Origin of the sequence: Streptomyces sp. NBC_01707, from assembly GCF_041438805.1 — a bacterium.
Lineage (GTDB): Bacteria > Actinomycetota > Actinomycetes > Streptomycetales > Streptomycetaceae > Streptomyces.
Map to the genome: position 1 here is coordinate 8,044,105 of NZ_CP109190.1, position 26,613 is coordinate 8,070,717.

The 26,613-nt window shown below is 72.1% G+C and carries 19 protein-coding genes; 12 read left to right on the forward strand and 7 right to left on the reverse strand.

Features of this window, described 5'->3' with window-relative positions; all coding sequences use genetic code 11:
- Window positions 1–2: 2 nt before the first annotated feature.
- From OG963_RS36065 to OG963_RS36095, 7 genes are all read left to right on the forward strand, one after another.
- Window positions 3–1,313: a glycosyltransferase family 4 protein gene (locus OG963_RS36065; RefSeq protein WP_371799834.1), complete on the forward strand. Its 1,311-nt coding sequence runs from the start codon at window positions 3–5 to the stop codon at window positions 1,311–1,313.
- A complete protein-coding gene (locus OG963_RS36070) occupies window positions 1,310–2,473 on the forward strand; it encodes a glycosyltransferase (RefSeq protein WP_176902250.1) in 1,164 nt (387 codons plus the stop codon). Before OG963_RS36065 ends, OG963_RS36070 begins: the two co-directional genes overlap by 4 nt.
- Window positions 2,474–2,664: 191 nt before the next feature.
- Window positions 2,665–3,630, forward strand: a complete 966-nt coding sequence (locus OG963_RS36075) for an SGNH/GDSL hydrolase family protein (protein WP_319325462.1) — start codon at window positions 2,665–2,667, stop codon at window positions 3,628–3,630.
- Window positions 3,627–7,301, forward strand: a complete 3,675-nt coding sequence (locus OG963_RS36080; protein ID WP_371799835.1) for a hydantoinase B/oxoprolinase family protein — start codon at window positions 3,627–3,629, stop codon at window positions 7,299–7,301. The genes OG963_RS36075 and OG963_RS36080 overlap by 4 nt, the downstream gene beginning before the upstream one ends.
- Before the next feature lie 95 nt (window positions 7,302–7,396).
- The gene (locus tag OG963_RS36085) at window positions 7,397–8,923 is read left to right on the forward strand and encodes a hypothetical protein (protein ID WP_093775441.1); all 1,527 of its coding nucleotides are present in this window, start codon (window positions 7,397–7,399) and stop codon (window positions 8,921–8,923) included.
- A gap of 220 nt (window positions 8,924–9,143) precedes the next feature.
- Entirely contained in the window at window positions 9,144–10,079 is a 936-nt protein-coding gene (locus OG963_RS36090) for a hypothetical protein (RefSeq protein ID WP_093775443.1), read from the forward strand.
- Between the two features lie 54 nt (window positions 10,080–10,133).
- A complete protein-coding gene (locus OG963_RS36095) occupies window positions 10,134–14,984 on the forward strand; it encodes a hypothetical protein (RefSeq protein WP_371799836.1) in 4,851 nt (1,616 codons plus the stop codon).
- Between the two features lie 2 nt (window positions 14,985–14,986).
- Here the strand turns inward: OG963_RS36095 and OG963_RS36100 are convergent, their stop codons facing one another.
- Window positions 14,987–15,451: a hypothetical protein gene (locus tag OG963_RS36100; RefSeq protein ID WP_093775447.1), complete on the reverse strand. Its 465-nt coding sequence runs from the start codon at window positions 15,449–15,451 to the stop codon at window positions 14,987–14,989.
- A 402-nt stretch (window positions 15,452–15,853) separates the two neighbouring features.
- Here OG963_RS36100 and OG963_RS36105 point away from each other — a divergent pair, with 402 nt between their 5' ends.
- The 4 genes from OG963_RS36105 to OG963_RS36120 are packed head-to-tail and all read left to right on the forward strand — an operon-like array spanning window position 15,854 to window position 20,284.
- Window positions 15,854–18,811 (forward strand): nitrate- and nitrite sensing domain-containing protein, encoded by a 2,958-nt coding sequence (locus tag OG963_RS36105; protein WP_093775449.1) that lies wholly within the window; start codon window positions 15,854–15,856, stop codon window positions 18,809–18,811.
- Window positions 18,808–19,251 carry a roadblock/LC7 domain-containing protein gene (locus OG963_RS36110; protein WP_030919113.1) on the forward strand — a complete coding sequence of 148 codons (444 nt, stop codon included), beginning with the start codon at window positions 18,808–18,810 and terminating at the stop codon, window positions 19,249–19,251. The genes OG963_RS36105 and OG963_RS36110 overlap by 4 nt, the downstream gene beginning before the upstream one ends.
- Window positions 19,252–19,260: 9 nt before the next feature.
- Entirely contained in the window at window positions 19,261–19,698 is a 438-nt protein-coding gene (locus OG963_RS36115) for a DUF742 domain-containing protein (protein WP_030919119.1), read from the forward strand.
- Entirely contained in the window at window positions 19,679–20,284 is a 606-nt protein-coding gene (locus OG963_RS36120) for an ATP/GTP-binding protein (RefSeq protein WP_093775451.1), read from the forward strand. The genes OG963_RS36115 and OG963_RS36120 overlap by 20 nt, the downstream gene beginning before the upstream one ends.
- 95 nt (window positions 20,285–20,379) lie before the next feature.
- Here OG963_RS36120 and glpK read toward each other — a convergent pair whose 3' ends face one another.
- From glpK to OG963_RS36150, 6 genes are all read right to left on the reverse strand, one after another.
- Window positions 20,380–21,897, reverse strand: a complete 1,518-nt coding sequence (gene glpK, locus OG963_RS36125) for a glycerol kinase GlpK (protein ID WP_093775453.1) — start codon at window positions 21,895–21,897, stop codon at window positions 20,380–20,382.
- 81 nt (window positions 21,898–21,978) lie between these two features.
- Window positions 21,979–22,740, reverse strand: coding sequence for an MIP/aquaporin family protein (locus tag OG963_RS36130; RefSeq protein WP_030919128.1), 762 nt, complete (start codon window positions 22,738–22,740; stop codon window positions 21,979–21,981).
- A 221-nt stretch (window positions 22,741–22,961) separates the two neighbouring features.
- Window positions 22,962–24,152, reverse strand: coding sequence for a lipid-transfer protein (locus tag OG963_RS36135; protein ID WP_093930078.1), 1,191 nt, complete (start codon window positions 24,150–24,152; stop codon window positions 22,962–22,964).
- Complete coding sequence (locus OG963_RS36140; RefSeq protein ID WP_093775457.1) at window positions 24,149–24,637, reverse strand: Zn-ribbon domain-containing OB-fold protein; 489 nt, start codon at window positions 24,635–24,637, stop codon at window positions 24,149–24,151. Before OG963_RS36140 ends, OG963_RS36135 begins: the two co-directional genes overlap by 4 nt.
- A gap of 49 nt (window positions 24,638–24,686) precedes the next feature.
- A complete protein-coding gene (locus OG963_RS36145; protein ID WP_093775459.1) occupies window positions 24,687–25,034 on the reverse strand; it encodes a DUF962 domain-containing protein in 348 nt (115 codons plus the stop codon).
- Between the two features lie 113 nt (window positions 25,035–25,147).
- Window positions 25,148–25,954, reverse strand: coding sequence for a M15 family metallopeptidase (locus OG963_RS36150; protein ID WP_093775461.1), 807 nt, complete (start codon window positions 25,952–25,954; stop codon window positions 25,148–25,150).
- Between the two features lie 132 nt (window positions 25,955–26,086).
- On the opposite strand from OG963_RS36150, the gene OG963_RS36155 reads away from it, so the two are divergent.
- Window positions 26,087–26,608 (forward strand): NUDIX domain-containing protein, encoded by a 522-nt coding sequence (locus OG963_RS36155; RefSeq protein WP_093775528.1) that lies wholly within the window; start codon window positions 26,087–26,089, stop codon window positions 26,606–26,608.
- The last annotated feature ends 5 nt before the right edge of the window (window positions 26,609–26,613 follow it).

Here is a 26,613-nt window from a genome sequence, read left to right on the forward strand (position 1 = left end):
GTATGCGTGTCGTCATCGTCACCGAATCCTTCCCGCCCGATGTCAACGGCGTGGCCCACTGCACCATGCAGACCGCCCGGCACCTTGCCGCGCGTGGCCACGACCCCCTCGTCATAGCCCCGGCCACGGCCGGCGCCATGGCCACATCCCGGTCCTCCGGCGCTCCGCGGAGGCCACCCACCGGCAGTGACCCTGCGGGGCCGCCGGCTGCCTCGGCCCCGTACCCGGGCGCCTCCGGCGCCCGGTGGGAGCCGACCACCGGCGGTGATCCCGCACGCCCCACGGCCTCCTCGACCCTGCACCAGGGTGCTTCCGGAAACCCCGACATCTTCGAATCGGACGCGCCCTGCCCCGTGGTGCGCGTCCCTTCCCTGCCCCTGCCCGGCTACTCCCAGGTCCGGGTGGCACTTCCGAGCCGTCGGCTGATGGCCGCCCTCACCGCCCACCGGGCCGAACTCGTCCATCTCGCCGGACCGTTCGTGCTCGGCGCCCGTGGCATGGCGGCAGCCGCCCGACTCGGGCTGCCTGCCGTGGCCGTCTACCAGACCGACCTGGCCGGCTACGCCCGTACGTACCTCGGTGCCGGCGAGAACACCGCCTGGCGCCGGATGCGCTCAGTGCACAGCGCCGCCGACCGGACCCTCGCTCCCTCCTCCGCCGCCGTCCGCGACCTCACCGAGCACGGCGTGGAGCGGGTGCGGCTGTGGCCGCGCGGCGTCGACACCGTACGGTTCCGGCCGGAACTGCGCGACGAGGCGTTGCGCCACCACCTGGCGCCCGGCGGCGAGAAGATCATCGGATACGTCGGCCGGCTCGCCCCGGAGAAGCACGTCGAACTCCTCGCCGGGGCCTGCAGGCTGCCCGGGGTGCGGGTCGTGGTCGTCGGGGAGGGCCCCAGCGGCGCATCGCTGCGAGCGGCCCTGCCCGGCGCCGTCTTCCTCGGCCGCCGGACCGGGGAGGACCTCGCCCGGCTGTTCGCCTCGCTGGACATGTTCGTGCACACCGGCCCGTACGAGACGTTCTGTCAGACCGTGCAGGAGGCCATGGCCTCCGGTGTGCCCGTCATCGCCCCGGCGGCGGGCGGGCCGCTCGATCTCGTCGACCACGGGAGGACCGGCCTGCTGGTCCCGCCGCACGACGCCGACGCGGTACAGGCAGCCGTCGGCGCGCTCGCCGCCGACCCCGCGCGCGCGGCGGCCTACGGACGGGCCGGGCGGACCATGGTCGAGGGCCGGACATGGGAAGCCGTCGGCGATCAACTGCTGGACCACTACGACGAGGTGCTGCGCGGCCGGACGGCGGTGGCCGCATGACCGGGCGCGAGCAGGGAAAGACCATCGTCCGCCTGGCGAACTTCGTCACCCCGTCCTCCGGCGGACTGCGCACCGCCCTGGACGAACTCGGCCGCGGCTACCTCGCGGCCGGGCACGATCCGGTACTCGTCGTGCCCGGCGACAGCGCGAGCGATGTGCGCACCGCGCAGGGCAGGGTCATCACCCTGCCGGGACCGGCGCTGCCGGGCAGCGGCGGCTACCGCGTACTGGCCGGCCGCCGCACCCTCCGGCACCTCCTCGAGACGCTGCGGCCCGACCGCCTGGAGGTCTCCGACCGCACCACCTTGCGCTGGACGGGCGAGTGGGCCCGCCGCGCCCGGGTGCCCGCCGTGATGGTCTCCCACGAGACGGCGGACGGGGTGCTGCGCACCTGGGGCGTCCCGGCCGGTGCGGCCGCGCGGACCGCCGACCGCCTCAACACCCTCAGCGCACACGCCTACACCCGGATCGTGTGCACCACGGAGTGGGCGGAGCGCGAGTTCGTCCGGATCGGCGCACGCAATGTGGTCCGCGCCCCGCTCGGCGTGGACCTGCGGCGCTGCCGCCCCGGCCGGCGCAGCCTGGTCCTGCGCGCCCGGCACGTCCACGGCCGGTCCGTGCTCCTTCTGATGTGCTCCCGCCTCTCGGTGGAGAAACGGCCCGGCCGGGCCCTGGACGCGCTCGCCGTCCTCGACGGCCTGGGTGTGCGGGCGACGCTGGTGGTCGCCGGTGACGGGCCGCTGCGCGCGGGGCTGGAGAGCCGGGCGCGGGCGGAGCGGCTGCCGGTCGAGTTCCTGGGGCATGTGCGGGACCGCGAAGGGGTGGCGGATCTGCAGGCCGCGGCCGACCTCTGCCTGGCCCCCGGCCCCGCCGAGACGTTCGGCCTCTCCGCCCTCGAAGCACTGGCCTGCGGCACCCCGGTGGTGGCGAGCGCGAGCTCCGCGCTGCCGGAGGTGATCGGCGAAGCGGGAGTGGCCGCGGCGGACACCGGAGAGGCATTCGCCGCGGCCGTCCAGGAGTTGCTGGCGCGCCCGGAAGCGGGGCGGCGGGCGGCGGCGAGACAACGTGCCGAACTCTTCGGCTGGGACCGCTCGGTGGCGGCGTTCCTGGCCGCCCACGAGGTGCCGGACCGGGGCGGGATACCGGGGGTGCGGGCATGACGGGGGCGGTGGTAGGGGTGCCGGTGCCGTCGGCGCAGGCGCCCGTGTCGAGCTCTGCGTCGGCTCAGCTGCCCGTGGCGGGGGTTCTGCCGGTTTCGCCCGGGGCCGCGCCGACTTCTGTGCCGGCTCGCGCATCCGTGACCGGGGCTCCGCCCTTGCCGTCGGCGTCGCCCGCGGCCGCCGTACCGTCCGTGGCGGCTTCCCTTCCCGTAACGTCCGCTCCGCCTGGAGCGCCCGAATCACCCGCGCAGACCGTCTCCCCCGGTCGCCCGATCCGGTTCGCCGCGCTCGGGGACTCGTTCACCGAAGGGATCGGTGATCCCGTCCCCGGTGGCCGTCGCGGCTGGGCCGCGTTGCTGGCGGACGGGATCGGGAACGGCCGGCGGGGCGTCGAGTTCCGCAACTTCGCCGTCAGCGGTTCGCTCTCCAGCGACGTCCGTGACCAGCAGGCCCCGGCAGCCGCCGCCTTCCGGCCCGACCTGGCCTCCGTCGTCGTCGGCGTCAACGACACCCTGCGCCGGTCATTCGACATCCGGCTCCTCGCCCGGCGGCTGGACGAGGTCTGCGCGCTCCTGACCGACGGCGGGGCCGTACTCCTCACGGCCTGTCTGCCCGATCCCGGCGCCGTCCTCGGGTTGCCCGCGCCGCTCGGCCGGCCGCTGGCCCGGCGGCAGAGTGCGGTGAATGCCGTGGTGCATGCGTTGTCCGCGCGCTACGACGCCGTCCATCTGCATGCCTCGGACGGGGAGTGGGTCTCCGACCGTTCGCTGTGGAGCGCCGACCGGCTCCATCCGGCCGAGCGCGGTCATCGCACGGTGGCGGCGGACTTCCACGGGTTGCTCGCCGCCCGCGGTCTGGCCCTCGGCACCCCGCCCGGTCGTGAGCCGGAGCAGCCGCCGCCGAGCCGCACCGACGCGTTGCTCTGGCTGGCCACGGCGGGCACCGGATGGCTGGTCCGCCGGAGCACCGATCTGCTGCCCCAACTGCTCTGCCTGGCAGGAGCGGAGATACGGCACCGGGCGCGCGGCACGAGCGCGCAGCTGGACCGCCGGGCCGACCAGGCACTGCAGGGCGCGCTCGCCGCGGTCACGTTCAGAACTCCGCCCGCCGTGCCACCCGCGCCGCTGCCGGTGCCGCACGTCACTATGGAGGGGTGACTGGACGCTGGGAGTTCTGGATCGACCGTGGCGGAACGTTCACCGACGTGGTGGGCCGCGATCCCGACGGGCGGCTGGTCACCCGCAAGCTCCTCTCGCACGATCCGGACCGCTACCGGGACGCCGCAGTGGCCGGGATCCGACTGCTGCTGGGCCTCGGCCCCACCGACCCGGTCCCCGCCGACCGGGTCGGCAGCGTGAAGATGGGCACGACCGTCGCCACCAACGCCCTGCTGGAGCGGCACGGCGAACCGACCGTCCTGGTGATCACCGAAGGGTTCCGCGACGCCCTGCGCATCGCGTACCAGAACCGGCCGCGCCTCTTCGACCGCCGCATCCTCCTGCCGGAGGCCGTGTACGAGCGGGTGATCGAGGTACCGGAGCGGATCGACGCGCACGGCCGGACCCTCACCCCTCTCGACCTGGCAGCGACGGCCGAGCAGTTGAGAGCCGCGTGGGCCGACGGATTCCGCAGCGCGGCGGTCGTCCTGATGCACGGCTACCGGCACCCCGCCCACGAGACCGCGGTCGCCACCGCGGCCCGCGAGGCCGGCTTCACCCAGGTCAGCTCCTCCCACGAGGTGAGTCCACTGATCAAGCTCGTACCGCGTGGTGACACCACCGTCGTCGACGCCTATCTCTCGCCCATCCTGCGGCGGTACGTCGACGAGGTCGCCGGTGAACTGGACGCCGTCCGGCTGATGTTCATGCAGTCCAACGGCGGCCTGCGCGCGGCCGCCCACTTCCGTGGCAAGGACGCCGTGCTCTCCGGGCCGGCGGGCGGAGTCGTCGGCATGGCCCGCACGTCCGAACAGGCCGGATTCGACCGGGTCATCGGCTTCGACATGGGCGGAACGTCCACCGATGTGTCGCACTACGCGGGTGAGTTCGAGCGCGAGCTCGGCACCCAGGTCGCCGGGGTACGGATGCGCGCCCCGATGATGAACATCCACACCGTCGCGGCCGGCGGCGGCTCCGTCCTGCACTTCGACGGCCGGCGCTACCGGGTGGGACCCGACTCCGCGGGCGCCGTCCCCGGACCGGCGTGCTACCGCCGCGGCGGGCCCCTCACCGTCACCGACGCCAATGTCATGCTCGGCCGGGTCCAGCCCGCACACTTCCCCGCCGTCTTCGGACCGGCCGGGGACCTGCCGCTCGACGCCGACGTGGTGCGCGAGCGCTTCGGCGATCTCGCCGACGACGTGGCCCGGGCCACCGGAACGCGACGGACCGCCGCCGAGGTCGCAGCCGGTTTCCTGGAGATCGCCGTGCTCAACATGGCGAACGCGGTCAAGAAGATCTCCGTGGAGCGCGGCCACGACATCACCCGCTATGCCCTCACCTCCTTCGGCGGCGCCGGCGGTCAGCACGCCTGCGCAGTCGCCGACGCGCTCGGCGTCGACACGGTCCTCGTACCGCCGCTGGCCGGGGTGCTGTCGGCGTACGGCATCGGTCTCGCGGACGCGACCGCCATGCGCGAACAGTCGGTCGAGGCGGAACTGGACGACGAGCGGACCAGGACCCGGCTGGGGGAGCTCCACGACGACCTGGCCGCCCACACCCGCGCCGAGCTGCGCGCCGACGGCCTGGCGGACGATGCGATCAGCACGCACGCCCGGGTGTACCTGCGCTACGCGGGCACGGATGCGAGCCTGCCGGTGGGCCTGGACACCGCGCCCGCGATGGCGGAGGCGTTCACGACCGAGCACCGCGCCCGTTACGGCTTCACCATGGACCGACCGCTGCTCGTCGAGGCGGTATCGGTCGAGGCGACCGGCGCGACCGGCCGGCACGTACCGCACCCGGTGGACCGGAAGCCCTGTCAGGGCGCGCCGCAGCCGCACGACACGGTGAGGATGTTCGCCGACGGCCGATGGCAGGACACCCCGCTCCACCGGCGCGAGGCCCTGCACCCGTCGGACACCGTCACCGGCCCCGCCGTGATCGCCGAGGCCGATGCGACCACCGTCGTCGATCCCGGCTGGCAGGCCACCATCGGCGACACCGGTCATCTGCTGCTGACGCGGGTCCGCCCGCGCCCAGGCCGGACCGCGATCGGTACGCGCGTGGACCCCGTCATGCTGGAGGTGTTCAACAATCTCTTCATGTCGATCGCCGAGCAGATGGGCGTACGCCTGGAGAACACCGCCCACTCCGTCAACATCAAGGAGCGGCTCGACTTCTCCTGCGCGCTGTTCGACGCGGACGGCAACCTGATCGCCAACGCCCCGCACATTCCGGTGCACCTCGGCTCGATGGGGGAGTCCATCAAGGAAGTGCTCCGGCGCAACGGCACCACCATGCGCCCCGGCGACGTGTACGCCATCAACGACCCGTACCACGGAGGTACGCATCTGCCCGATGTGACCGTCGTGACCCCGGTGTTCGACGGACACGGGACATCCGGCGACGGCCACGCCGGCCTGCGGTTCCTGGTGGCATCGCGCGGCCACCACGCCGAGATCGGCGGCATCACCCCCGGATCCATGCCCGCCTTCAGCCGCACCATCGACGAGGAAGGGGTGCTGTTCGACGACTGGCTGCTGGTGAGGGACGGCACGTTCCGTGAGGCCGAGACCCGCGAGCTGCTCACCGGCGCCACCTACCCGTCCCGCGATCCCGACACCAATCTCGCCGACCTGCGCGCCCAGATCGCCGCCAACGAGAAGGGCATCGCCGAACTGCGGCGCATGGTGGACCAGTTCGGCGCCGAGGTGGTCGACGCGTATATGGGGCATGTGCAGGACAATGCCGAGGAGTCCGTACGCCGGATCGTCGCGGAGCTGCACGACGGTTCGTACCGCTACGAGACCGACAACGGCGCCGTGATCGAGGTGGCGCTGACCGTCGACCGTGAAGCCCGCAGCGCCGTCGTCGACTTCACCGGCACCTCACCGCAGCAGCCCGGGAACTTCAACGCCCCGAAGTCCGTCGTCATGGCCGCGGTCCTGTACGTCTTCCGGACTCTGGTCGCCGACGACATCCCGCTCAACAGCGGCTGTCTCAAACCCCTGGAGGTCAGGGTCCCGGAGGGTTCGATGCTGGCACCCGTCCACCCGGCAGCCACCGTGGCGGGAAACGTGGAGACCTCCCAGGCCGTCACGGGCGCGCTGTACGCGGCGCTGTCCGTCCAGGCGGAGGGCTCGGGCACCATGAACAACCTGACCTTCGGAAACGACCGTGTCCAGTACTACGAGACGGTGGCCAGCGGCTCGGGCGCGGGCGACGGCTTCGACGGCACCGACGCCGTGCAGACCCATATGACCAACTCCCGTCTCACCGACCCCGAAGTCCTCGAATGGCGCTACCCGGTGCTTGTGGAGAGCTTCCGGGTACGCGACGGCAGCGGGGGAGCGGGCCGGTGGCACGGCGGCTGCGGGGTGGAGCGCAGACTCCGGTTCCTCGAGCCCGTGACGGTGGCGCTGCTCTCCGGCCATCGCCGCGTCCCGCCGTACGGCATGGCGGGCGGCGAACCTGGCGCGCTGGGCAGCCAGCACATCGAACATGCCGACGGAGCGCGCACGGCCACCCCGCTCAAGGGCTGCGATACGGCCGACCTGGCGCGCGGCGACGTGCTGGTCCTGCGCACCCCGGGCGGCGGAGGGTACGGAGCCGGGGAGCGCGGCAACCCGTCGCCACCGGAACCGGAACGACCGCCGCGGCATGGCTGACCGACCGCGTTGTGCGGTCCCGGCCGACGGTGGGGCAACGGGTGGCATCTGCGCCGTTTCGACCGTTGTCGGTGTGAGGACCTAATCTGTGCAGCGTGACTTCGCCTGCCTACACGGACAACGCTGCGCCCCAGCTCAGCGCGGGGCCGCGGCCTGCCCCGGGCCCGGCAGCCGACGAGGGGCTCTCTCGTCGGCTGCGCGCGCTCGCCTGCACGGCGCCGCTGCACGACCTCGACGTGCGCAAGGCGAATCTGGCCGGTGAGTACACGGTCTACGCGATGGCGGAGGTCGCGCTCGCCGCCATCGACCAGGTCACGCTGCACATGGACTTCGACACCGGCGCCGACCACGAGCAGATAGTGGCCAAGCTGCTCCCGCGCGTCGCCGCCCAGGCGCCGCGCCGCCCCGTGGCGGAGCACGAGCGCGTCGCCCGCTGGGTGCTGGAGAACCTCATCAATGTCGGAAGCGTGGACCGCGGCTTCCGTGCGGTGTACGGGACTTTCGGCCCGGACGGGGTGTATGTCCGCAGGGACTACGACTTCAAACTGATCGAAGAGGTCCCCGGATACGGCGGCAGCGTCTATCTGAGGGCCACCGACGAAGCGGTCAACGTCCTGGTCGGCGCCCTCGACACGGACGTCACCAGCGCCCAGATCGCCGCCGAGGTGAAACTGGAGGTCCTGATCAGCCGGGGCCGCCTCGCCGATGCGCAGCTCGCCGCCGAACAGGCCCGCTATCGCACCGTGCAGTACGCGGAGACGCTCCGCAGGACGCTGGAAGCGACCCGGCGCAACGTCAGGGCCGTCGACTGGCTCAACGCCGTGCCCGACATGATCGCCGAGGCACTGGACCACGTGGCCGACCGCTACCGCCACGAGAATGCGATCCTCACCAACATCCGCAAGGCCAGGGACGAGGCGGAGGACGCCGAGCACAAGCGCCGCGCCGCCGAACTCGTCGACATAGTGAAGGACTGCATCCGCCGCCACACCCAGCTGCAGTCCCGCCTGCTGGAGGCGGGACCGCTGTTCCGTGCCGAGCAGGACCGGCAGGCGTTCGCCACGCCGACGGCCAGAACCGGTCTCGACCTGTACGGGCAGCTGGTCGCCCCGCTGCTGCCGCTCCCCGTCGAACAGGCCACCCGCGTCACCGACGCGTTCTTCGCCCACGGCACGGGGCTGCGCACGCCCACCTCCGTCCGGGTGGCTGACCTGGTCGACATGCTGCTCACACCACCCCTGGAGCGTGAGCATCTGGGCGCCGAGATGCCCGAGCCGGACCTGATCGCCACCCCGGACGACAGCAGGTTCAGCGAGGAGCAGCTGGCGAGCGCCATGAATCTCCTCGATCTGGAGCACGACGCACCACGCCGGCTCTCCGGGCTCCTCGCCGAGGCCCGGCGGAGCGATCCGGACCTGCCCTATCTGGTCGCCCTGCTTGCGGTGCACGCCGCGTCCCCGCCGGTCGGCACGGCCTACCGGCAGGGCGAGCGGCGCCTGCTGTTCGCCGTGGACGACGGTACCGAGCTCGACGACCCGGAGTTCGGTGGCGCGGACCTGATCGTGGGCATGGCCCTGCTGGACGCGGTCGGTATGGCCGCGGACCGCTCGGAGGCGTCATGAGCGGGCCGCGGCGCCGCGGCCGTCCCGGCCCCTACCCCGGGCACCGTGGATCCGGTCCAGGCCACCGTCGCGTCCGCTCCGGTCACCGGCGATCCGGAGCCGGCCACCGCCGAGGCGGGGTCGACGCCCCCCGGTACGTGGTGCGGCCCGCACCGTTCCTGACGGACGCCGGCACCGTCCAACCCCTACCACCGATCTTCCGCACCGAGGAGCGACCGTCGTGAGCGACCACCGCGCAGAGCACACCGACGCGTGGGGCGAGCCGACCGCAGGGTACGCCACCGTCGGGTACGCACCCGACGGCGATGCGGCCCACGAGACCGCGGCGCCCGCCGCCGTCACGCCGGCCGACGCGGCCGACGCGGCCCGGCTCGTCGCCTTCGGGCTGCAGCCCAAGCTGTTGCCCGCCCGCGACGCCGAATACGCAGAGCTGCTCCGGCGCTACCGGGAAGAGACCCCCTTCGCCCGGCTCGCCGACGCCGTGGCCACCGGACTGGGTCTCGTCGTCCTGGAAGTGTCCACCCGGGCGGGCATGGCCGTGACGGCGGGCGAGGACTCGGTCTTCGCCGTCCGCATGGGCGACTACGCCCGCCGCGCCTCGTCCGACTCCGCCGACCGCTTCCTGCACGGACTGGCCCACCTCGCCGTCGCCGCCATGGCCTTCCCGCGCCCCGAGGACCTCGCGGACGACGCGTACATCGGCCGGATCACGGTCAACGGCATCGACGCGTTCGTACGCCAGGCCTGCCACCGCCTGGAGGAGCGTGCCGAGGAACACGGCGACAACACCGACCCGGCGACCGACGCCCCCGGACTGGAAGCGGCCTGGCGGATCTACGCCCGGCGCAGCGCGACCGGTGCGACGAAGGACGCCCGGCGGCTGGCGGGCTCCACCACCGGCATCGTCGGCAAGGCCGTCGCCTTCCTCACCGATTCCGGCTTCCTCCAGCGCACCGGGGACGACGCCGGAGGCGCCTTCCGCACCACGGCCCGCTACCAGCTGCAGGTCCGCGACATGGCGGGTACCGCCGCCATGGCCGAACTGCTGGAGCTCGGCGTCGTACCCGTCACCGACGGAGCGGCCACGCTGCTGCCGCCGCCCGACGGCGACGACCTGGAGCTGGCGGCCGACGCCGGTCTGCCCTTCCACGCCTGAGCACCCCCCACCGCCGCCCCACTCCTGCTTTCCGAACGACGAGAGTCCGCCGCCATGTACGAGCTGTCCCGGGTCCGCCTCTACTCCATCGGGCCTGCCGGTGCGCGCTACGCCGACACCGTGCTTGACCTGCGCGGAGTGGGCGAGCCCGTGCCCCACCCCGCGCCGGCCCAGGCGGAGTTCTTCGAGGAGGAGCCGGTCGGCCCGCCGCGCCGCCCCGCACCCGCCGGTGTGCTGTTCCTGGAGAACGGCGGCGGCAAATCGGTCCTGCTGAAGCTGATCTTCTCGGTGATGCTGCCCGGCCACCGCAACACCCTGGGCGGTGCCAGCTCCGGCGTACTGCGCAAGTTCCTGCTCGCGGACGACTGCGGCCATGTCGCCCTGGAGTGGCAGCACACCCTCACCGGCGAGTGCGTGGTCGTCGGCAAGGTCAGCGAATGGCGCGGACGGCAGGTCTCCAACGACCCCAGGAAGTTCGCCGAGGCCTGGTACTCCTTCCGCCCGGGGCCCGGGCTCAGCCTCGACTCGCTGCCGGTCGCCGAGGCCACCGCCGTCGGCCGCCCCGTCGAAGGCGCCTCCGGCGCGCACGGCAGGCGCCGCACCATGAAGGGCTTCCGGGATGCCCTCACGGACGCGGGCAAGTTCTACCAGCACCTCGACGTGCACTGGGAAGAGGTCCACGACCGGTGGAACGAGCACCTCGGCGACCTCGGCCTCGACCCGGAACTCTTCCGTTACCAGCGTGAGATGAACGCCGACGAGGGCGAGGCCGCAGGTCTCTTCGCGGTCAAGAAGGACTCCGACTTCACCGACCTGCTGCTCCGCGCCGTCACCGACACCCGGGACACGGACGGCCTCGCCGATCTGGTCAGCGGCTTCGGCAACAAACTGGGCCGCCGGGCCGAACTCACCGCCGAGCGTGACTTCACCGCAGGCTCGGTCGATCTGCTCGGCCGGATCGTCGAGGCCGCCGATACCCGATCCCGCACCCGCGACATCCACGCGGGCGCCGAGCGCCGCACCCGTACCCTGGCCCGCAGGCTCTCCGCCCGGGCCGCCGAGGAGCGGGGCCGCGCCGCGGACCTCGCCCAGCAGGTGACGGGCGCCGCCCACACCGTCGGTGCCGCAGAGGAAGCGCGTAGCCGCAGCGCCCTCATCGCCGCCGAACTGGCCTACCGTCATGCGTCCCTGGCGCTGGCCGCAGCCGAGAAGGGCGCCGCCGCCCAGCGCCGGGAACTGGTCGAGGCCCGCACCCTGCACTCCGCCTGGCAGGCAGCCGAAGCCGTCCTCCGCCACCGCGCCGCCGCCGACCGGTCCGCGCGCGTCGCCGTGGCCATCCGCGAGGCCGAGCGCGACGCCGCCCCCGCGCTCGCCGCCCGCGCCACAGCTGCCGCCGATCTCGTACGCGCCCTGCACACTGCCGCGGAGGCCGGCGAGCAGGTGGCCAACGAAGAGGAGGAGCGCTCCGACACCCTCCAGGCCGCAGGCGAGACCGCCCACCGGGACGCCACCACTGCCGCCACCGAGGCCCAGCGCGCCCGCAGCGAGGCCGGACATCTGCGCCAGCGCCTCGCCGAGGTCGAGCAGGAGACCGCCGAGGCCGTACGGGCGGGCTGGCTCGACAACACCGCGCCGGACGCAGACCCGGCGCGCGCCGCCCTCGCCGCGAGCGACGCCGAGCAGTCAACCGTCGCCGCCTGGAACACGGCCAGGGAAGCCGCCGGCGCCGCGGCCGACCGGGCCAGGGAGGCGGCGGGCACCGAGAGCCGCGCCGAGCTCGCCGCGGCGCGCGCCGCCGACGCCGCGCAGGCGGCGGAACAGTCGTACGAAGCCGAGCTCAGGGCCGCCGGGTCGATCGCCGCCGACCACCGCCTGGCCGACCTGCTGAGCCTGCCTGCTGCCCCCGGCACCGGAGTACCGCGGCCGCGCCGGGGCACCACCGGTAACGAACCGGGCGCGGCTGCGGACGTCACCGGCTCCGCCCCGTCCGGAGCGCATTCCGCATCCCACGGCCGATCCGGTGACGGCACGGGCACCGTGGCCGCCGGACCCGACCGGCAGACAGCCGTCGCCGATCACGCACTCGTCACCGACCACATCGTCAGCAGCGAGCAGCCGCTCACCGCCGAGGAGCTCGACCGCAACGCCGACGAGCTGCGGGACCTCCTCGACCAGGGCATCGCCGCCGCCGAACGGCGCCTCTTCGAGCTGCGCACCGCGGCCGCCGACGACTCCCGCATCCTCGGCGCGCTCGGCGACGGCGGACTGCTGCCGCCCGGGCCCGACGTCCTCGCGACGGTCGAATATCTCGGCGAGCACGGCATCCCGGCCCTGCCGGGCTGGCGCTACCTCGCGCAGGCGGTCGATCCCGCCGACCACGCGGCGGTGCTCGCCGCCCGTCCTGAGCTCGTCGACGGCGTGGTCATCACCGACGCCGATTCGCACGCCCGTGCCCGCGACGTCCTGGGCACTGCCGCCCTGCTGCCGCGCTCCGCCGTGGCCGTCGGCACCGCCGCCGCTTTGCTCGCCCCCGTACCGGCTTCCGGTTCCGGCTCCGACGCGGATGGCGTGTTCCTCGTCCCGCCGAACCCGGCCATGCACGACGAGCACGCCGCCGACGAGGAACGGCAGGCGCTCAGGAGCCGGGCCGCCGCCCGGGACGAGGACATCCGCACGCTGGCGGCCCGACTCACCGGGGACCGGTCCCTCGCCGCCCGCATCGGTTCCTGGCGCGCCGACTGCCCGCCCGGCATGCTCGCGGAGCTCGCCGAAGCCGCCCGCACGGCCCGCACGGCCGCCGAGACGGCCCAGGCCGTGCTCGCCGAGGCCCGCACGGCACGCGCCGAGGCCGACGAAGCGGCCGCCGACACCGCCCGGGTCCGCGACGAGCGGCAGGAGGCCGCCCAGCGCGCCCGCCGCGTCGCCGACGTACTCGCAGGCCTGGCCCACCGCCTGCGCGAACGCGCCGGCTGGCAGACCGAATTGCGCGAACGGGTCGAGGAGGCGGCCGAGTCAGAAGCCCGCGCCACCGTCTGCCTCGAGCGGGCCCGCGCCGCCGACGAGGACCGCAGGGCCGCCCAGCGCGCCGCCGACGACGCCCGCCGCACCGCCCGCGCCCTGCGTGCCGAGCGCGCCGAGATCGCCGGTGCCCCCGAGAACATCCCGGAGCCCGAGGGTGACGCACCGCGCCCTGCCCTCCCCGCCCTGCGCGAGGCCTACCGGGCCGCATCCCAGCTGTACGAGAAGGTCGGCGTCGGCGCCGACCTGCGCGCCGAACAGGCCCGCGCCGAGAGCGACGAGAGCGCCGCCCTCGCCGAGCTGGACCGGCTCACCAACAAGGTCCGCACCCGCGCCGCCCAGCTCCTCGAAGGCACCGACGGGGCCGACGGCCCGTCCCGGCAGGCGGCCGCCGCCCGAGCCGAGTCCCTGGTCCAGCTGCTGGAGACCCGGGCCTCCACGGCGAGCGAGCAGCTCGGCCGCCTGCGTGGCGAGGCCGAGCGCCTGGGCCCGGCCGACGGCGAGGACCACCACACCGAGCTCCCCGACGAGCTGGTCCCCGTCGACGCCGAGCAGGCCCAGACCCTGCTGCGTACCGCCACATCCGAACTCGGCACCGCAACCGGTGCCCTGGACACCGCCCGCGCCGCCCACGCCGAGCTGCTGCACGCCCACCGCACCGCCGAGGCCTCGGCCGGTGGTTTCGACGAGACCGCGGCCCTCCTGCGCGACCTGCTCAGGGACCACGGCGCGGACGACGACGCCGAGTCCCCCGAGCCGTACCCGGGCAGCCTCGACGAGGCCCGGCAGTCCGCCGCCGAGGCCCGCCGCTCACTGCGCGGCTGCGCCGCCGACCTCTCCGCCGCCGAGAGCGCGGTGCGCGAGGCGAGCGATGTGCTGGTACGGCACGCCAACTCCACCCGCTACGAACAGGTCCGTACCCCGGCCCGCCAGCAGATCCGCGAACTCCCGGCCGCCGCCCTGCCCGAGCACGCCGAGAAGTGGGCCGCCGCCTTCGCACCCCGTCTCCGTGTCCTCACCGATGAGCTGGCCCAGCTGGAGCGCAACCGCGACTCCATCGTCGACCGTCTCCGCGGACTCGTGGAGTCCGCGCTCACCACCCTCCGTTCCGCCCAGCGGCTCTCCCAGCTCCCGGAGGGGCTGGGGGAGTGGTCCGGCCAGGAGTTCCTCCGGATCCGCTTCGAGGAGCCCGACCAGGCGACGCTCACCGAGCGGCTGGGCGAGGTCATCGACGATGCCACTCGCGCCGCGCTCAAGAAGAACTCCGATCTGCGCCGCGACGGCATGTCTCTTCTGCTGCGCGGCGTGCAGGCGGCGCTGGAGCCCAAGGGCATCGCCGTCGAGATCCTCAAGCCGGACGCGGTGCTCCGCGCCGAACGCGTCCCGGTCGGTCAGATGGGTGACGTCTTCTCCGGCGGTCAGCTGCTCACCGCCGCCATCGCGCTCTACTGCACGATGGCCGCGCTGCGCAGCAACGACCGGGGCCGCGACCGCCACCAGCACCGCCACGCGGGCACACTCTTCCTCGACAATCCCATCGGCCGGGCCAACGCCACGTATCTGCTGGAGCTCCAGCGAGCGGTGTCGGACGCCCTCGGCGTGCAACTGCTTTACACCACAGGGCTGTTCGACACGACGGCGCTCGCCGAATTCCCGCTGGTCATTCGGTTGCGCAACGACGCGGACCTGCGGGCGGGCCTGAAGTACATCAGCGTGGAGGAACATCTGCGCCCCGGACTGCCGCAGCAGGATCCGAACGGCGAGACGGTGCACGGCGAGATCACCGCCACCCGCATGTTCAAGCGCACATCGACGGCGCCCGAAGTGTCAGCGACACCGGAGACCCCTCGGACCTCCCGGATTCCCGACACCCCGACCGGCGACTGAACTCAACTCCTCACCGGGGCGCGTGATCCAGCCCGTGACAGGCTGCTCGCGCCCCGGCGGCGTATCCGTGCGGCCTCCCGTTCCGCCGTCCTTGCCACCCGCCGAGCCGCGCGCCGCTCCCGGCGCAGCCGCCGCGCCGAACTGCTGGGCACGGACACCACACCGTTGCGCTGATTCCAGACCTGCCGGGTCACCCACACATCCAGCACCGCCCAGGTCGCGACCACCGTGCTGCCCACACTGCTCAGCATCATGGGGAACGCCAGCCAGGAGCCCGTCATCGTGCTCAGCAGGGCCACCATGGCCTGAATGATCGTCAGCGACAGTACGAGCACAGCACGCACGGCCGCCGTACGGACCGGATCCGGCATCCGCCGCCGCACCGCGGGCTCCTCCACCCACAACGGCTGCCGCGGAATCCGTGCCCCGCCCGTCGCCGACGTACTTCGACGCTCTTCCGTGTCCAAGGACTCTCAACTCCCCACCGCTGTCCACCTTCAGAGCTGCTGCCCGGCATGCGCCGTTTCTACGCAGGCGGGTGGAACCATCTGTCCTACGCGCTCCCCCGCGATCCCTCTCCCTCGTACAGACAGACGAGTTTCCGGCAGCGAAGATTCCCTCGATCCCTCGCGGAACGAAGAGTTCCAGCCAACTGCCGGGAGAGGGATTGAGGGGCTCCGGCGGGTCTCTTCTGCCGCTTTCGCGGATTTCATCTCCCGGAATGCCGCGCCAACCCGTGATCGACAGATGGGGGTGCGGCCGAAAATAGTCCGGACGTGCCTTCGAGTTGCCTGTGCGGCAGTAGTAGGCTCGCGCCGTTTGTTGACGGAACACCCACCCCGCCGTGCGGGGCCGAGCTGGGGGAGGCCATGCGCTTTCGCGGAAAGTCCATCCGCAGGAAGATCGTGGCGTTGCTGCTTGTGCCGCTCGTCTCCCTCACCGCACTCTGGGGCTTCGCCACCTTCCTGACCGGCCGTGAGGCCGGAGACCTGATGGGCGCGAGCACCATCGTGGAGAAGGTCGGCCACCCTCTTGAGGACACCGTCCGGGCCATCCAGAACGAGCGCCGCCAGACACTCGCCTTCCTCGCGGACCCTCGCGCCTCCGACGCACTTCCCCTGCTGCGTCGCCAACGGGCCGCCACCGACCGCGTCGTGGCGGGCGTCAAGGAGAGCGCCCGGCAGAAGGACATCCGGGACGCGCTGAGTCCCGAGGGGGAAGCGAAGCTCAACTCGGTTCTGAGCGCCGTCGACGGCCTCGGCGCGCTCCGCGACTCCGTCGAGAAACGCACCATCGACCGCAATCAGGCGCTGGAGTTCTACAACCGTCTCGTCGACCCGTGCTACCGCTTCCTGACCGGCCTGCACACGACGGAGAACGCGTCGATGGACAAGCAGGTACGCGCTCTGATCGGCGTCTCGCGGGCTCGCGAAATGCTGTCCCGGGAAGACGCTCTGGTGGCCTCGGCACTCATCACCGGACGGCTCGACGCCCCCGAACTCCGGCAGATCTCCGATCTCGTCGCCAACCGCAAGCTGCTTTACGAGATCAACATCGAGGTTCTCCCGTCGGCGGAGCGCCGACGCGTGGAGCAGTACTGGGCCGGCCCGGACAGCGAGCCGCTGCGCACCGCGGAGAGCAAGCTCATCGCCGCCGGTCCCACCCGCGCTCCCCGTGCGGTCGATGCCGAACGCTGGCAGGAGGTGGCCCCGCCGGTCCTGGACCAGCTGGCCGACGACTCGACCGAGATGAACGACCGCTTCCAGGACCGCGGCAGGCCCGTCGGCTACAGCGTCCTGGTCAAGGCCGGAGTCGCGGGCATCCTCGGCTTCCTCGCCCTGCTCGTCTCCGTCTTCGTGTCCGTCCGGATCGGCCGCGAACTCGTCCGCGACCTCTCCCGGCTCCGCAAGGACGCCCACGAGGTCTCCGGCGTGCGACTGCCGAGCGTGATGCGCCGCCTCGCCGCGGGCGAACATGTCGATGTCGAGACCGAGGCCCCGCATCTCAGCTACGAGCGGGACGAGATCGGCCAGGTCGGCCAGGCCCTCAACACCCTGCAACGCGCGGCCGTCGAAGCCGCGGTCAAGCAGGCCGACATGCGACGCGGCGTCTCCGAGGTCTTCGTCAACCTCGCCCGTCGCAACCAGGTTCTGCTGCACCGTCAGTTGACGCTCCTGGACGCCATGGAGCGCCGCACCGAGAACACCGACGAGCTCGCTGACCTCTTCCGCCTCGACCACCTCACCACCCGCATGAGGCGGCACGCCGAAGGCCTCGTGATTCTTTCCGGCGCGGCGCCGTCCCGGCAGTGGCGCAAGCCCATCCAGCTGATGGACGTGGTGCGGGCAGCGGTCGCCGAGGTCGAGGACTACGAGCGGATCGAGGTACGCCGCCTGCCGCGGATCGGCGTCGGCGGCCCCGCAGTCGCCGACCTCACCCACCTGATCGCCGAACTCCTGGAGAACGCCACGGTGTTCTCGCCCCCGCACACCGCGGTTCAGGTGCACGGCGACCGCGTCGCCAACGGCTTCACCCTCGAGATCCACGACCGGGGCCTCGGCATGGCTCCCGAAGTCCTGCTGGACGCCAACCTGCGGCTCGCAGAGACCCCCGAGTTCGAACTCTCCGACACCGACCGCCTCGGCCTCTTCGTGGTGAGCAGGCTGGCCCAGCGGCAGAACGTCCGCGTCTCCTTGCAGGTTTCTCCGTACGGAGGAACCACCGCCGTCGTCTTCATCCCGGCGGCCCTGCTCACCGACGCCGCGGAGGCGCACGGCACCGGATTCCGCCTCGACCGCCGCGCCGAGAAGGCGATCGGCAGCGGCCGGCCCAGCAATGAGGGACCGCGCAGCGACAAGAACCGCAGGGACGGCGGGACGGACCGGTGGACTTCCGACGGCACGGGCGACGCGGGGTCCACCGGCCTCGCCCCTGTCCCCACCGGCCTCGTGGGTCCGAACGCTCTGGACGGGCCGGTCGAGCTCGAAGCCCCGGTCGCACCGCTCGGCTTCGGCACCGACACGGTGACCGACCCTGTGCTGGACCCCGTACTCGACCCGGTGCTCGACGGAGTCTCCGACATCGACGACACCGAGAGCGAGCGTGGCGGCATCTTCCGCGCCCGCGACCTGCGCCGTGAAGGGGACCAGGGCCTTCAGCGCGACGCCGACAAGGGCTTCCGCCGCGATGCCGACCGCGACCAGCATCAGCAGGCCGCCGACCAGGTCGCCGAGCGCACCGCCGACGTCCGGGCCATGCGGCCGGGCGGCCCCGTACCGCTGCCGCGCCGCAAGCCGCCCACGCTGGTCACCGACCGAGGCCGCCGGGTCGACGAGACCGGCCGGGCGCACCCCACGACCACGGACGCGGGGCCCTCGCGCACCGGGGCAGGAGCCGGGCGGTCCACCACAGGCCCCTGGCACTCCGCAGCCGACACCCGGCGGTCGGCCGACCCCCGGCAGGCCTCCGGCTTCCGGCCGCCCACCGAGTCCGCCGCATCCGCGTCGGCACCGGCTGCGGCGACGCCGTCGGCCGCACCCTCCCGATCCGCCGGGCCGAACTCGTACCCGGGGACCGTGGACGGACTGCCCCGCCGGATCCGGCAGGCCAGCCTCGTCCCGCAGCTCCGCGAAGGTTCCGGCGGCCGCGCCTTCGAGCCGGCCCCCACGGAACCGGTGGAGGACATCGAGCGGGACGCGGACGAAGTACGCAACCGTATGGCTTCGATGCAGCGCGGCTGGCAGCGCGGCCGTCGGCAGAACGCCGAGGACGGGACCGGTCTCGGTGAGACAGCACAAGGAACCACTCCGGGAGGGGACGGTCGATGACCGCACCGAACGCCGCAGCACCCGACGCCACACGCCACGGATCCGGTGAGCTCAACTGGCTCCTCGACGAACTCGTCGAGCGCGTCGGCTCCATCCGCAAGGCGCTGGTGCTCTCCAGCGACGGGCTTCCCACCGGCACGTCCAAGGACCTGACCCGTGAGGACAGCGAGCATCTGGCGGCCGTCGCCTCCGGGTTCCACAGCCTCGCCAAGGGGGTCGGACGCCACTTCGACGCGGGTCGCGTCCGTCAGACCGTCGTCGAACTCGACGAGGCGTTCCTCTTCGTCACCGCCGCCGGCGACGGCAGCTGTCTCGCCGTGCTGGCCGACTCCGACTCCGACGTGGGCCAGGTGGCGTACGAGATGACGTTGATGGTCAAGCGCGTGGGCGTCCACCTGGCCAACGCTCCACGGTCGTCCGGTCTGCACGCCGGAGGGTGAGTGGATGGCATGAGCGCTGACTCCTCCCGGGGTGGGTCCCCCGGATCCCCGGCCGCTGCCGACGATCCGCAGTCGTCGCGCTGGTACGACGCCGAGGCGGGGCCGGTGGTCCGTCCGTACGCCATGACCCGGGGCCGTACCAGCAGCGCGTCCCGCCATCGTCTCGACCTGATCGCGATCGTCGTCCCTGAACCCGCGGCCGACGATCCGGGCCGGAATCAGACGCTCTCCCCGGAACACGTGGAGATCATCGAACTCTGCAATGACATGCCTCAGTCGATCGCCGAACTGGCGTCCGGTCTGGATCTCCCCGTCGGGGTGGTCCGGGTGCTGGTCGGCGATCTCGTCGAGGACGAACTCGTGCACGTGACCCGTCCCGTTCCGCCGGCCGAGCTGCCGGATGTGAACATTCTTCGCGAGGTGATCAATGGCCTTCGGGCGCTCTAGCCGCAGCACGCGGCCCGTTGAGCCGGTTACCTTGAAAATCCTGGTGGCGGGCGGCTTCGGTGTGGGCAAGACGACGCTGGTGGGCGCGGTCAGCGAGATCAGACCGCTGCGTACGGAGGAGCGGCTCACGGAGGCGGGCCGCCCCGTGGACGACACGGCCGGGGTCGAGGCCAAGACCACGACCACCGTGGCCATGGACTTCGGGCGGATCACGCTCCGCGAGGACCTGGTGCTGTACCTGTTCGGCACACCGGGACAGGACCGCTTCTGGTTTCTCTGGGACGAACTGGCCCAGGGAGCCCTGGGCGCGGTCGTTCTCGCGGACACCCGGCGTCTGGAGGACTGCTTCGCGGCGGTCGACTACTTCGAACGGCGTGAGATCCCGTTCACCGTCGCCGTCAACTGCTTCGAGGGAGCCGACCGGTTCCCGACCCGGACGGTGCAGGCCGCGCTGGACCTCGACCCCGAGGTGCCGGTGCTGATGTGCGACGCGCGCGACCGGTCCTCCGTGCGCGATGTGCTGGTCACGGTCGTCGAACACGCGCTGGCGCGAGCGGACCGTCTCCGTGAGCCCGCCACCACCTGAGTAGCCGGCGGAACGCGGTCCGCACCCCCGCCGACCGGGGTACGGACCGCGCGTCCGGAAGCCGTCCGATGCGCGATCACGTACGGGAGGGGTGGTTACCGCTCGGCGCCGCCCTCCTCCTGCCAGCCCAGGCTCCGCTCCACCGCCTTGCGCCAGTTGTGGTACTCGCGCTCACGGATCTCCGGCTCCATGCGCGGCTGCCACTCCACATCGCGCTGCCAGTGCGTCTTGAGCTCGTCGAGCCCCGACCAGACGCCGGTCGCCAGCCCCGCCGCGTACGCCGCGCCCAGGCACGTCGTCTCGGAGATCTTCGGCCGGATCACCGGCACGCCCAGCACATCCGCCTGGTGCTGCATGAGCAGCTGGTTGGCCGTCATGCCGCCGTCCACCTTCAGCGTCGTGATGGGCACTCCCGAGTCCTGATACATCGCGTCGACGACCTCACGCGTCTGCCAGCTGGTCGCCTCCAGAACGGCGCGTGCCAGATGCGCCTTGGTGACATAGCCGGTGAGTCCGGTGATGACGCCCCGGGCGTCCGAGCGCCAGTACGGGGCGAAGAGCCCGGAGAAGGCGGGCACGATGTACGCCCCGCCGTTGTCGTCGACGCTCGCCGCCAGTGTTTCGATCTCCGCGGCGCTCCGGATGATCCCCAGCTGATCGCGGAACCACTGGACCAGCGCCCCGGTGATGGCGATCGACCCCTCCAGGCAGTAGACGGGGGCCTGGTCGCCGATCTTGTAGCCGAGAGTGGTGATCAGCCCGCTCTTCGACGGCACGGGCCTGTTGCCGGTGTTGAGCAGCAGGAAACTCCCGGTGCCGTATGTGTTCTTGGCGGTACCCGGGTCGTAGCAGGCCTGCCCGAAGACCGCGGCCTGCTGATCGCCGAGTGCGGAGGCCACCGGCACCCCGGCGAGCGCGCCGACCGCGGTCCCGTACACCTCCGACGACGACCGGATCTCCGGAAGCACCGCCTCCGGGACATTCATCGCGGCCAGGACCGACGGATCCCACTCCAAGGTCTCCAGATTCATCAGCATGGTGCGCGAAGCGTTGGTCACATCGGTGACATGGACGCCGCCGTCCGTACCGCCGGTGAGATTCCAGATCAGCCACGAGTCGATGGTGCCGAAGGCGATCTCGCCCCGCTCGGCCCGGCTGCGCAGTCCCGGTACGTTGTCCAGCAGCCAGGCGGCCTTGGGACCGGAGAAGTAACTGGCCAGCGGAAGCCCGGTGATGTCCCGGAAGCGGTCCTGCCCGTCCGTGCCGCCGAGCTCGTGGCAGAGCGTGGACGTACGGGTGTCCTGCCAGACGATGGCGTTGTGCACGGGCTGTCCGGTCGCCCGGTCCCAGAGCACGGTCGTCTCGCGCTGGTTGGTGATGCCGAGTGCGCTGAGCTGTTCCGGCCGCAGTCCGGCGGTGGCGAGCGCGCCCTCCACGACGGCCCGCACCTTGGACCAGATCTCGGTGGCATCGTGCTCCACCCAGCCGGGTTTCGGGAAGATCTGGCGGTGCTCGCGCTGGTCGACGGCGACGATCGCACCGTCCTGATCGAAGATGATGCAGCGGCTGGATGTGGTGCCCTGGTCGATGGCGGCGACATACCTGTCCGTCATGACGTCCCCTTGTCACGAGGTCGAGAACTCGAGTTGCCGGAGCTTGAGTGAGCCGCGCCTGAATAGCCGGAGCCGGAATGGCTAGAAGGCGGCGTTGAAGACGACCCCCGCCAGCAGCCCGCCCACGAGCGGTCCCACCACCGGGATCCATGAGTATCCCCAGTCGGATGTGCCCTTGTTCGGTATCGGCAGCAGTGCGTGCACCAGCCGCGGACCGAGGTCGCGGGCCGGATTGATGGCATATCCGGTGGGTCCGCCGAGCGAGAGTCCGATACCGACCACCAGCAGGGACACCAGCAGTATGGAGATCCCGGATCCGTAGACGCCGGCGCCCGCGCCTGCCACCGGGCCGATCCCGATCCCGGCGTTCTTCCCGAAGGCCAGTATCGGCAGCACCAGGCCGACGGTCGCGATGATCTCGGTGACCAGGTTGGCCACCGGACTTCGGATCTCCGGAGCGGTCGAGAAGATCCCCAGCGTCGGTACGGCGGTCTCCTCGTCCGCGTTGGCGCGGAACTGCGCGTAGTACGTGAGCCAGGCCAGCAGCGCGCCGATGACCGCGCCGACGAGCTGTCCCAGGATGTAGAGGGGGACCTTGTCCCACTTCCCGGTGTCGACGGCGATGCCCACCGTGACCGCCGGGTTGAGGTGGCCACCGGAGAGGGGAGCCGCGGTGTACGCGCCGGCCAGGACACCGAAGCCCCATCCGAAGGCGATCACCACCCATCCCGCGGCTCTGGCCTTCGAATGATGGAGGGTGACGGCGGCGCACACACCTGCGCCGAACAGGATGAGGATCGCCGTTCCGATGACTTCCCCGGCGAATATGTCTCCATTGCTCATGGCGCTCCTAGGGGTTGTCCGACGGATTGCGCCGGGCGCTTCCATGGCTTCCGTGACGAGCGTGGTGACCAAGTCGCTCTGCCGCAGAGCGGGAGTGGCGGCAGTGACTGAGCAAGGAGTTTTCACGGGTGCTGATCAGTCGTCAAGAATGCTGACAACAAGCCCAGTTCACAGTGCACCCGGGGGACACTTCGGTACGGGTCCAGGGCGCCCGGCCGGTCTCAGCGGACCGCGACGACTGCCGAACCGTGCCCGAACAGCCCCTGATTCGCGGTGATTCCGGCGCGCGCCCCCGGGATCTGCCGCTCCGCCGCGGTGCCACGCAGCTGCCAGGTCAGCTCGCAGACCTGCGCGATGGCCTGGGCCGGCACGGCCTCGCCGAAGGAGGCGAGTCCTCCGCTCGGGTTGACCGGGATGCGTCCGCCGAGCGCCGTGGCCCCTTCGCGTACGAGCTTGGCACCCTCGCCCGCCGCGCACAGCCCGATGTCCTCGTACCACTCCAGTTCCAGGGCGGTGGAGAGGTCGTAGACCTCGGCCAGCGACAACTCGTCGGGCCCGATGCCCGCCTCCTCGTACGCCGCCCGGGCGATCGACGCGCGAAAGGTCTCCGGGGCGGGCTCCGCCGCGACGGCCGAATCGGTTGCGATGTCCGGAAGATCGAGTACGGCCTTCGGATAGGTGGGCGTGACGGTGGAGACGGCGCGGATACGGACCGGATCGGCCGCCCCGTGGCGGCGCGCGAACGCCATGCTGGACAGGACGACCGCGGCCGCCCCGTCGGACGTCGCGCAGATGTCGAGCAGCCTCAGCGGATCGGCGACCACCGCGGACGCGGCGACCTGCTCGGCGGTGACCGGAACGCGGTAGCGGGCATTGCTGTTCAGCGCCCCGGCCGCCGCGTTCTTCACCTTGACCAGTGCGAAGTCGTCCGGGGTGTCCCCGTACAGGGCCATCCGGCGGCGGGCGTACAGCGCGAAGTAGGCGGGATTGGTCGCTCCGAGCACCCGGAAGCGCAGCCAGTCGGGATCGTCGGGCCGGTCGCCGCCCGCCGGGGCGAAGAACCCCTTGGGTGCCGCATCCGCACCCACCACGAGCACCACGTCGGCCATGCCCGCCAGGATCTGCGCCCTGGCCGTATCGATGGCCTGGGCGCCCGATGCGCAGGCGGCGTACACGCTGGTGACCCGTGCGCCCTGCCAGCCCAGCGCCTGGGCGAATGTCGCACCGGCCACATAGCCCGGATAGCCGCCGCGCACGGTGTCCGCGCCGACCACCGACTGCACGTCCTGCCAGCCGATCCCGGCATCGCCGAGCGCGGCCCGCGCGGCGACCGTGCCGTACTCGACGAAACTGCGCCCCCACTTGCCCCACGGATGCATCCCGGCTCCGAGGACGGCCACATCCCCGGTCACGCGGCACCACCCTGGGTCGCGCCCGTGGCGGTGATCACGGGCCGCCAGTGCCAGGTGGTCCAGACGGTTTCCCCGCCCTGCGGCGCATCCTCGTTCAGGACCCCCGGAACCACCTCGACGGTCATCCCGACCGCCAGATCCCCGATGCCCACCCCCGGCGCCGCCTGTCCGAGCACCACCATGCGCTCTGCCGCGAGTTCGACGGCGATCAGAACGTACGGCTCCCAGGCCGCGTCCGGGTCGGAGACGTACGGGGCGGGAGGGCGGTAGCGGCCGTCCGTGTACGACCAGACGGTGCCGCGCCGGGAGAGGGGCACCTCGACCAGCTCGCCGCCCGTGCAGCCGGGGTTGCGGCAGAACGTGTCCTGACGCGGGAAGAAGACCGACGAGCAGGCGCGGCAGCGTGTGCCCAGCAGCCGGAAGTCCTTCTCGGCGGTGCCCTCGGTGAACCAACCGGCCACCACGGGTGTGCGCGTACGCGACAAAGCCCCTCCCCGGCACAGTATCTGACGGAACGTCAGAAGTGTGCCACGGTCAGCCGTTCTCGGCGAGCCACTTGGCGGCGGTCTCCGCCAGCTCCCTGTCGCGGCCGGCCAGCATCATCCGGATCATCTGCACGTCTCCGCGCAGTGACCACGCAGGATGCCCGAAGGTGGCCGGATTGTTCCTCTCGATCAGGAAGTGTGCGGGCCAGGCCGTGCCGTAGCCGATCAGGGGGAGGGCCGCCGCGTACCGCTTGCGGCCCCGGGCCAGACCGTAGGCGGTGACGGCGAGACCGGTCAGGGTCCCCGTCAGATGGACCCAGCGGGTGGCGGCCCTGGAGTGCATCGCCACGTAGTAGGGCCAGAACTCTTCGTACGAATCGAACGTCTGCTGTGACATATGGGCACCGTAACGGCTGGGAGGGAAACCGGATACGGCCGATCCGCGTCCGAGAGGAAGGACGGGCGGCCGGAGCCCACGGGGGTGGTCCCGGCCGCCCGCCCGTGCTGACCTCAGTGCCCGGCGACGGACCTCCTGGCCACCGGGAAATCGAAGTAGGTGTCCGGGAACAACTCGGGCTTGAAGGTGTAGTGCCACCACTCCTCGGCCAGATTCACGAATCCGGCGTCGGTGAGCGTCGACTTCAGGAACTGCCGGTTGGCCCGCTGTACGCCCTGGATCCGCGGGTCGTCCGTGTGCGACAGCGTGTCGAAGCAGTCGAACCCGGTGCCCATGTCCACCGAGTTGTCGGGGAAACGCTCTGCCTGCGGCGCATAGCAGGGCACCAGCTTCTCGCCCGGCCGGTACGGCCTGGTCGGCACGGCGGGCAGCTTCACCAGCGTCAGGTCCACCGTGCTGCCCCGGCTGTGCCCGGACTTCTCCGCGATGTAACCGTCCGCGAACAGCCTCGTCTTGTCCACCTGGGGGTAGAACTCGCCCTTCATCGCCTCGTCGTCGAGATCCTTCGCCCACCGTACGAAATGGTCGACAGCCCGCTGCGGCCGGTAACAGTCGTACACCTTCAACGAGTACCCCTGGCGCAGCAGCCGCGTCTGCGCCGCATGGAGCGCCTGAGCCGCGGGCCGGGTCAGGATGCAGACCCGCTGGCGGTACCCGTCGACCGGCTCACCCATGAAGTTGTGCCCGGTGGGGTAGCGCATCTCCTGGATGATGGTGGGGTCCACCGAGCGAAGTGCGACGAACTCGTCGGGGGCTTTCGGCTCGGCCTGGGCCCGTGCCGGCGGGGAGGCCACGGTGGCGGCGAGCAGGATGGCGGCAGTGGCTGCCAGGGCACGGAATGCGGAAGCGATACCTGTCATGACCGCATCATCCATCAGTCATGGAGGTCCCAGCAGGATGATCGGATACAGTCCGCGCGTGTCCATGCCCGGAGAGAGAACCGGGTGAAGGAACGAGCGCAGCAGAACGTGGAGGAAAAGGTGCCCGATCCGATGAAGGACTCCCACTGCGACAGCTGCGGCACGCCGTACCCCCGGCCCGCGCCGGGGTCCACCGGCATTTGGCCCCGCACCTGCACCGCCTGCGGCGCCACCGCCTACCGCAATCCGCTGCCGGTCGCCGTCGCGCTGGTCCCCGTCACCGACCGGGACGGCATCTCCCTCGTCGTCATCACCCGCACCATCGAGCCCCGACGCGGCGGCCTCGCCCTGCCCGGCGGCTTCATCGACCACGCCGAGGACTGGCGGCACGCGGTCGTGCGGGAACTGCGCGAGGAGACCGGTATCGAAGCCGACCAGCAGGACGTACGTCTCGCCGACGCCCTCAGCTCACCGGACGGCCACCTCCTCCTCTTCGGCCTGCTCCCGCCACGCCCGGCCGCTGACCTCCCCCCGTCCGTGCCCACCGGCGAGACCGCGGGCCACAGCCTGCTCCGCGCCCCCGCCGAACTGGCCTTTCCGCTGCACACCCTGGCTGCCCGAGCCTGGTTCGAAGGCCGCTACCACCACCTCTGACGGGC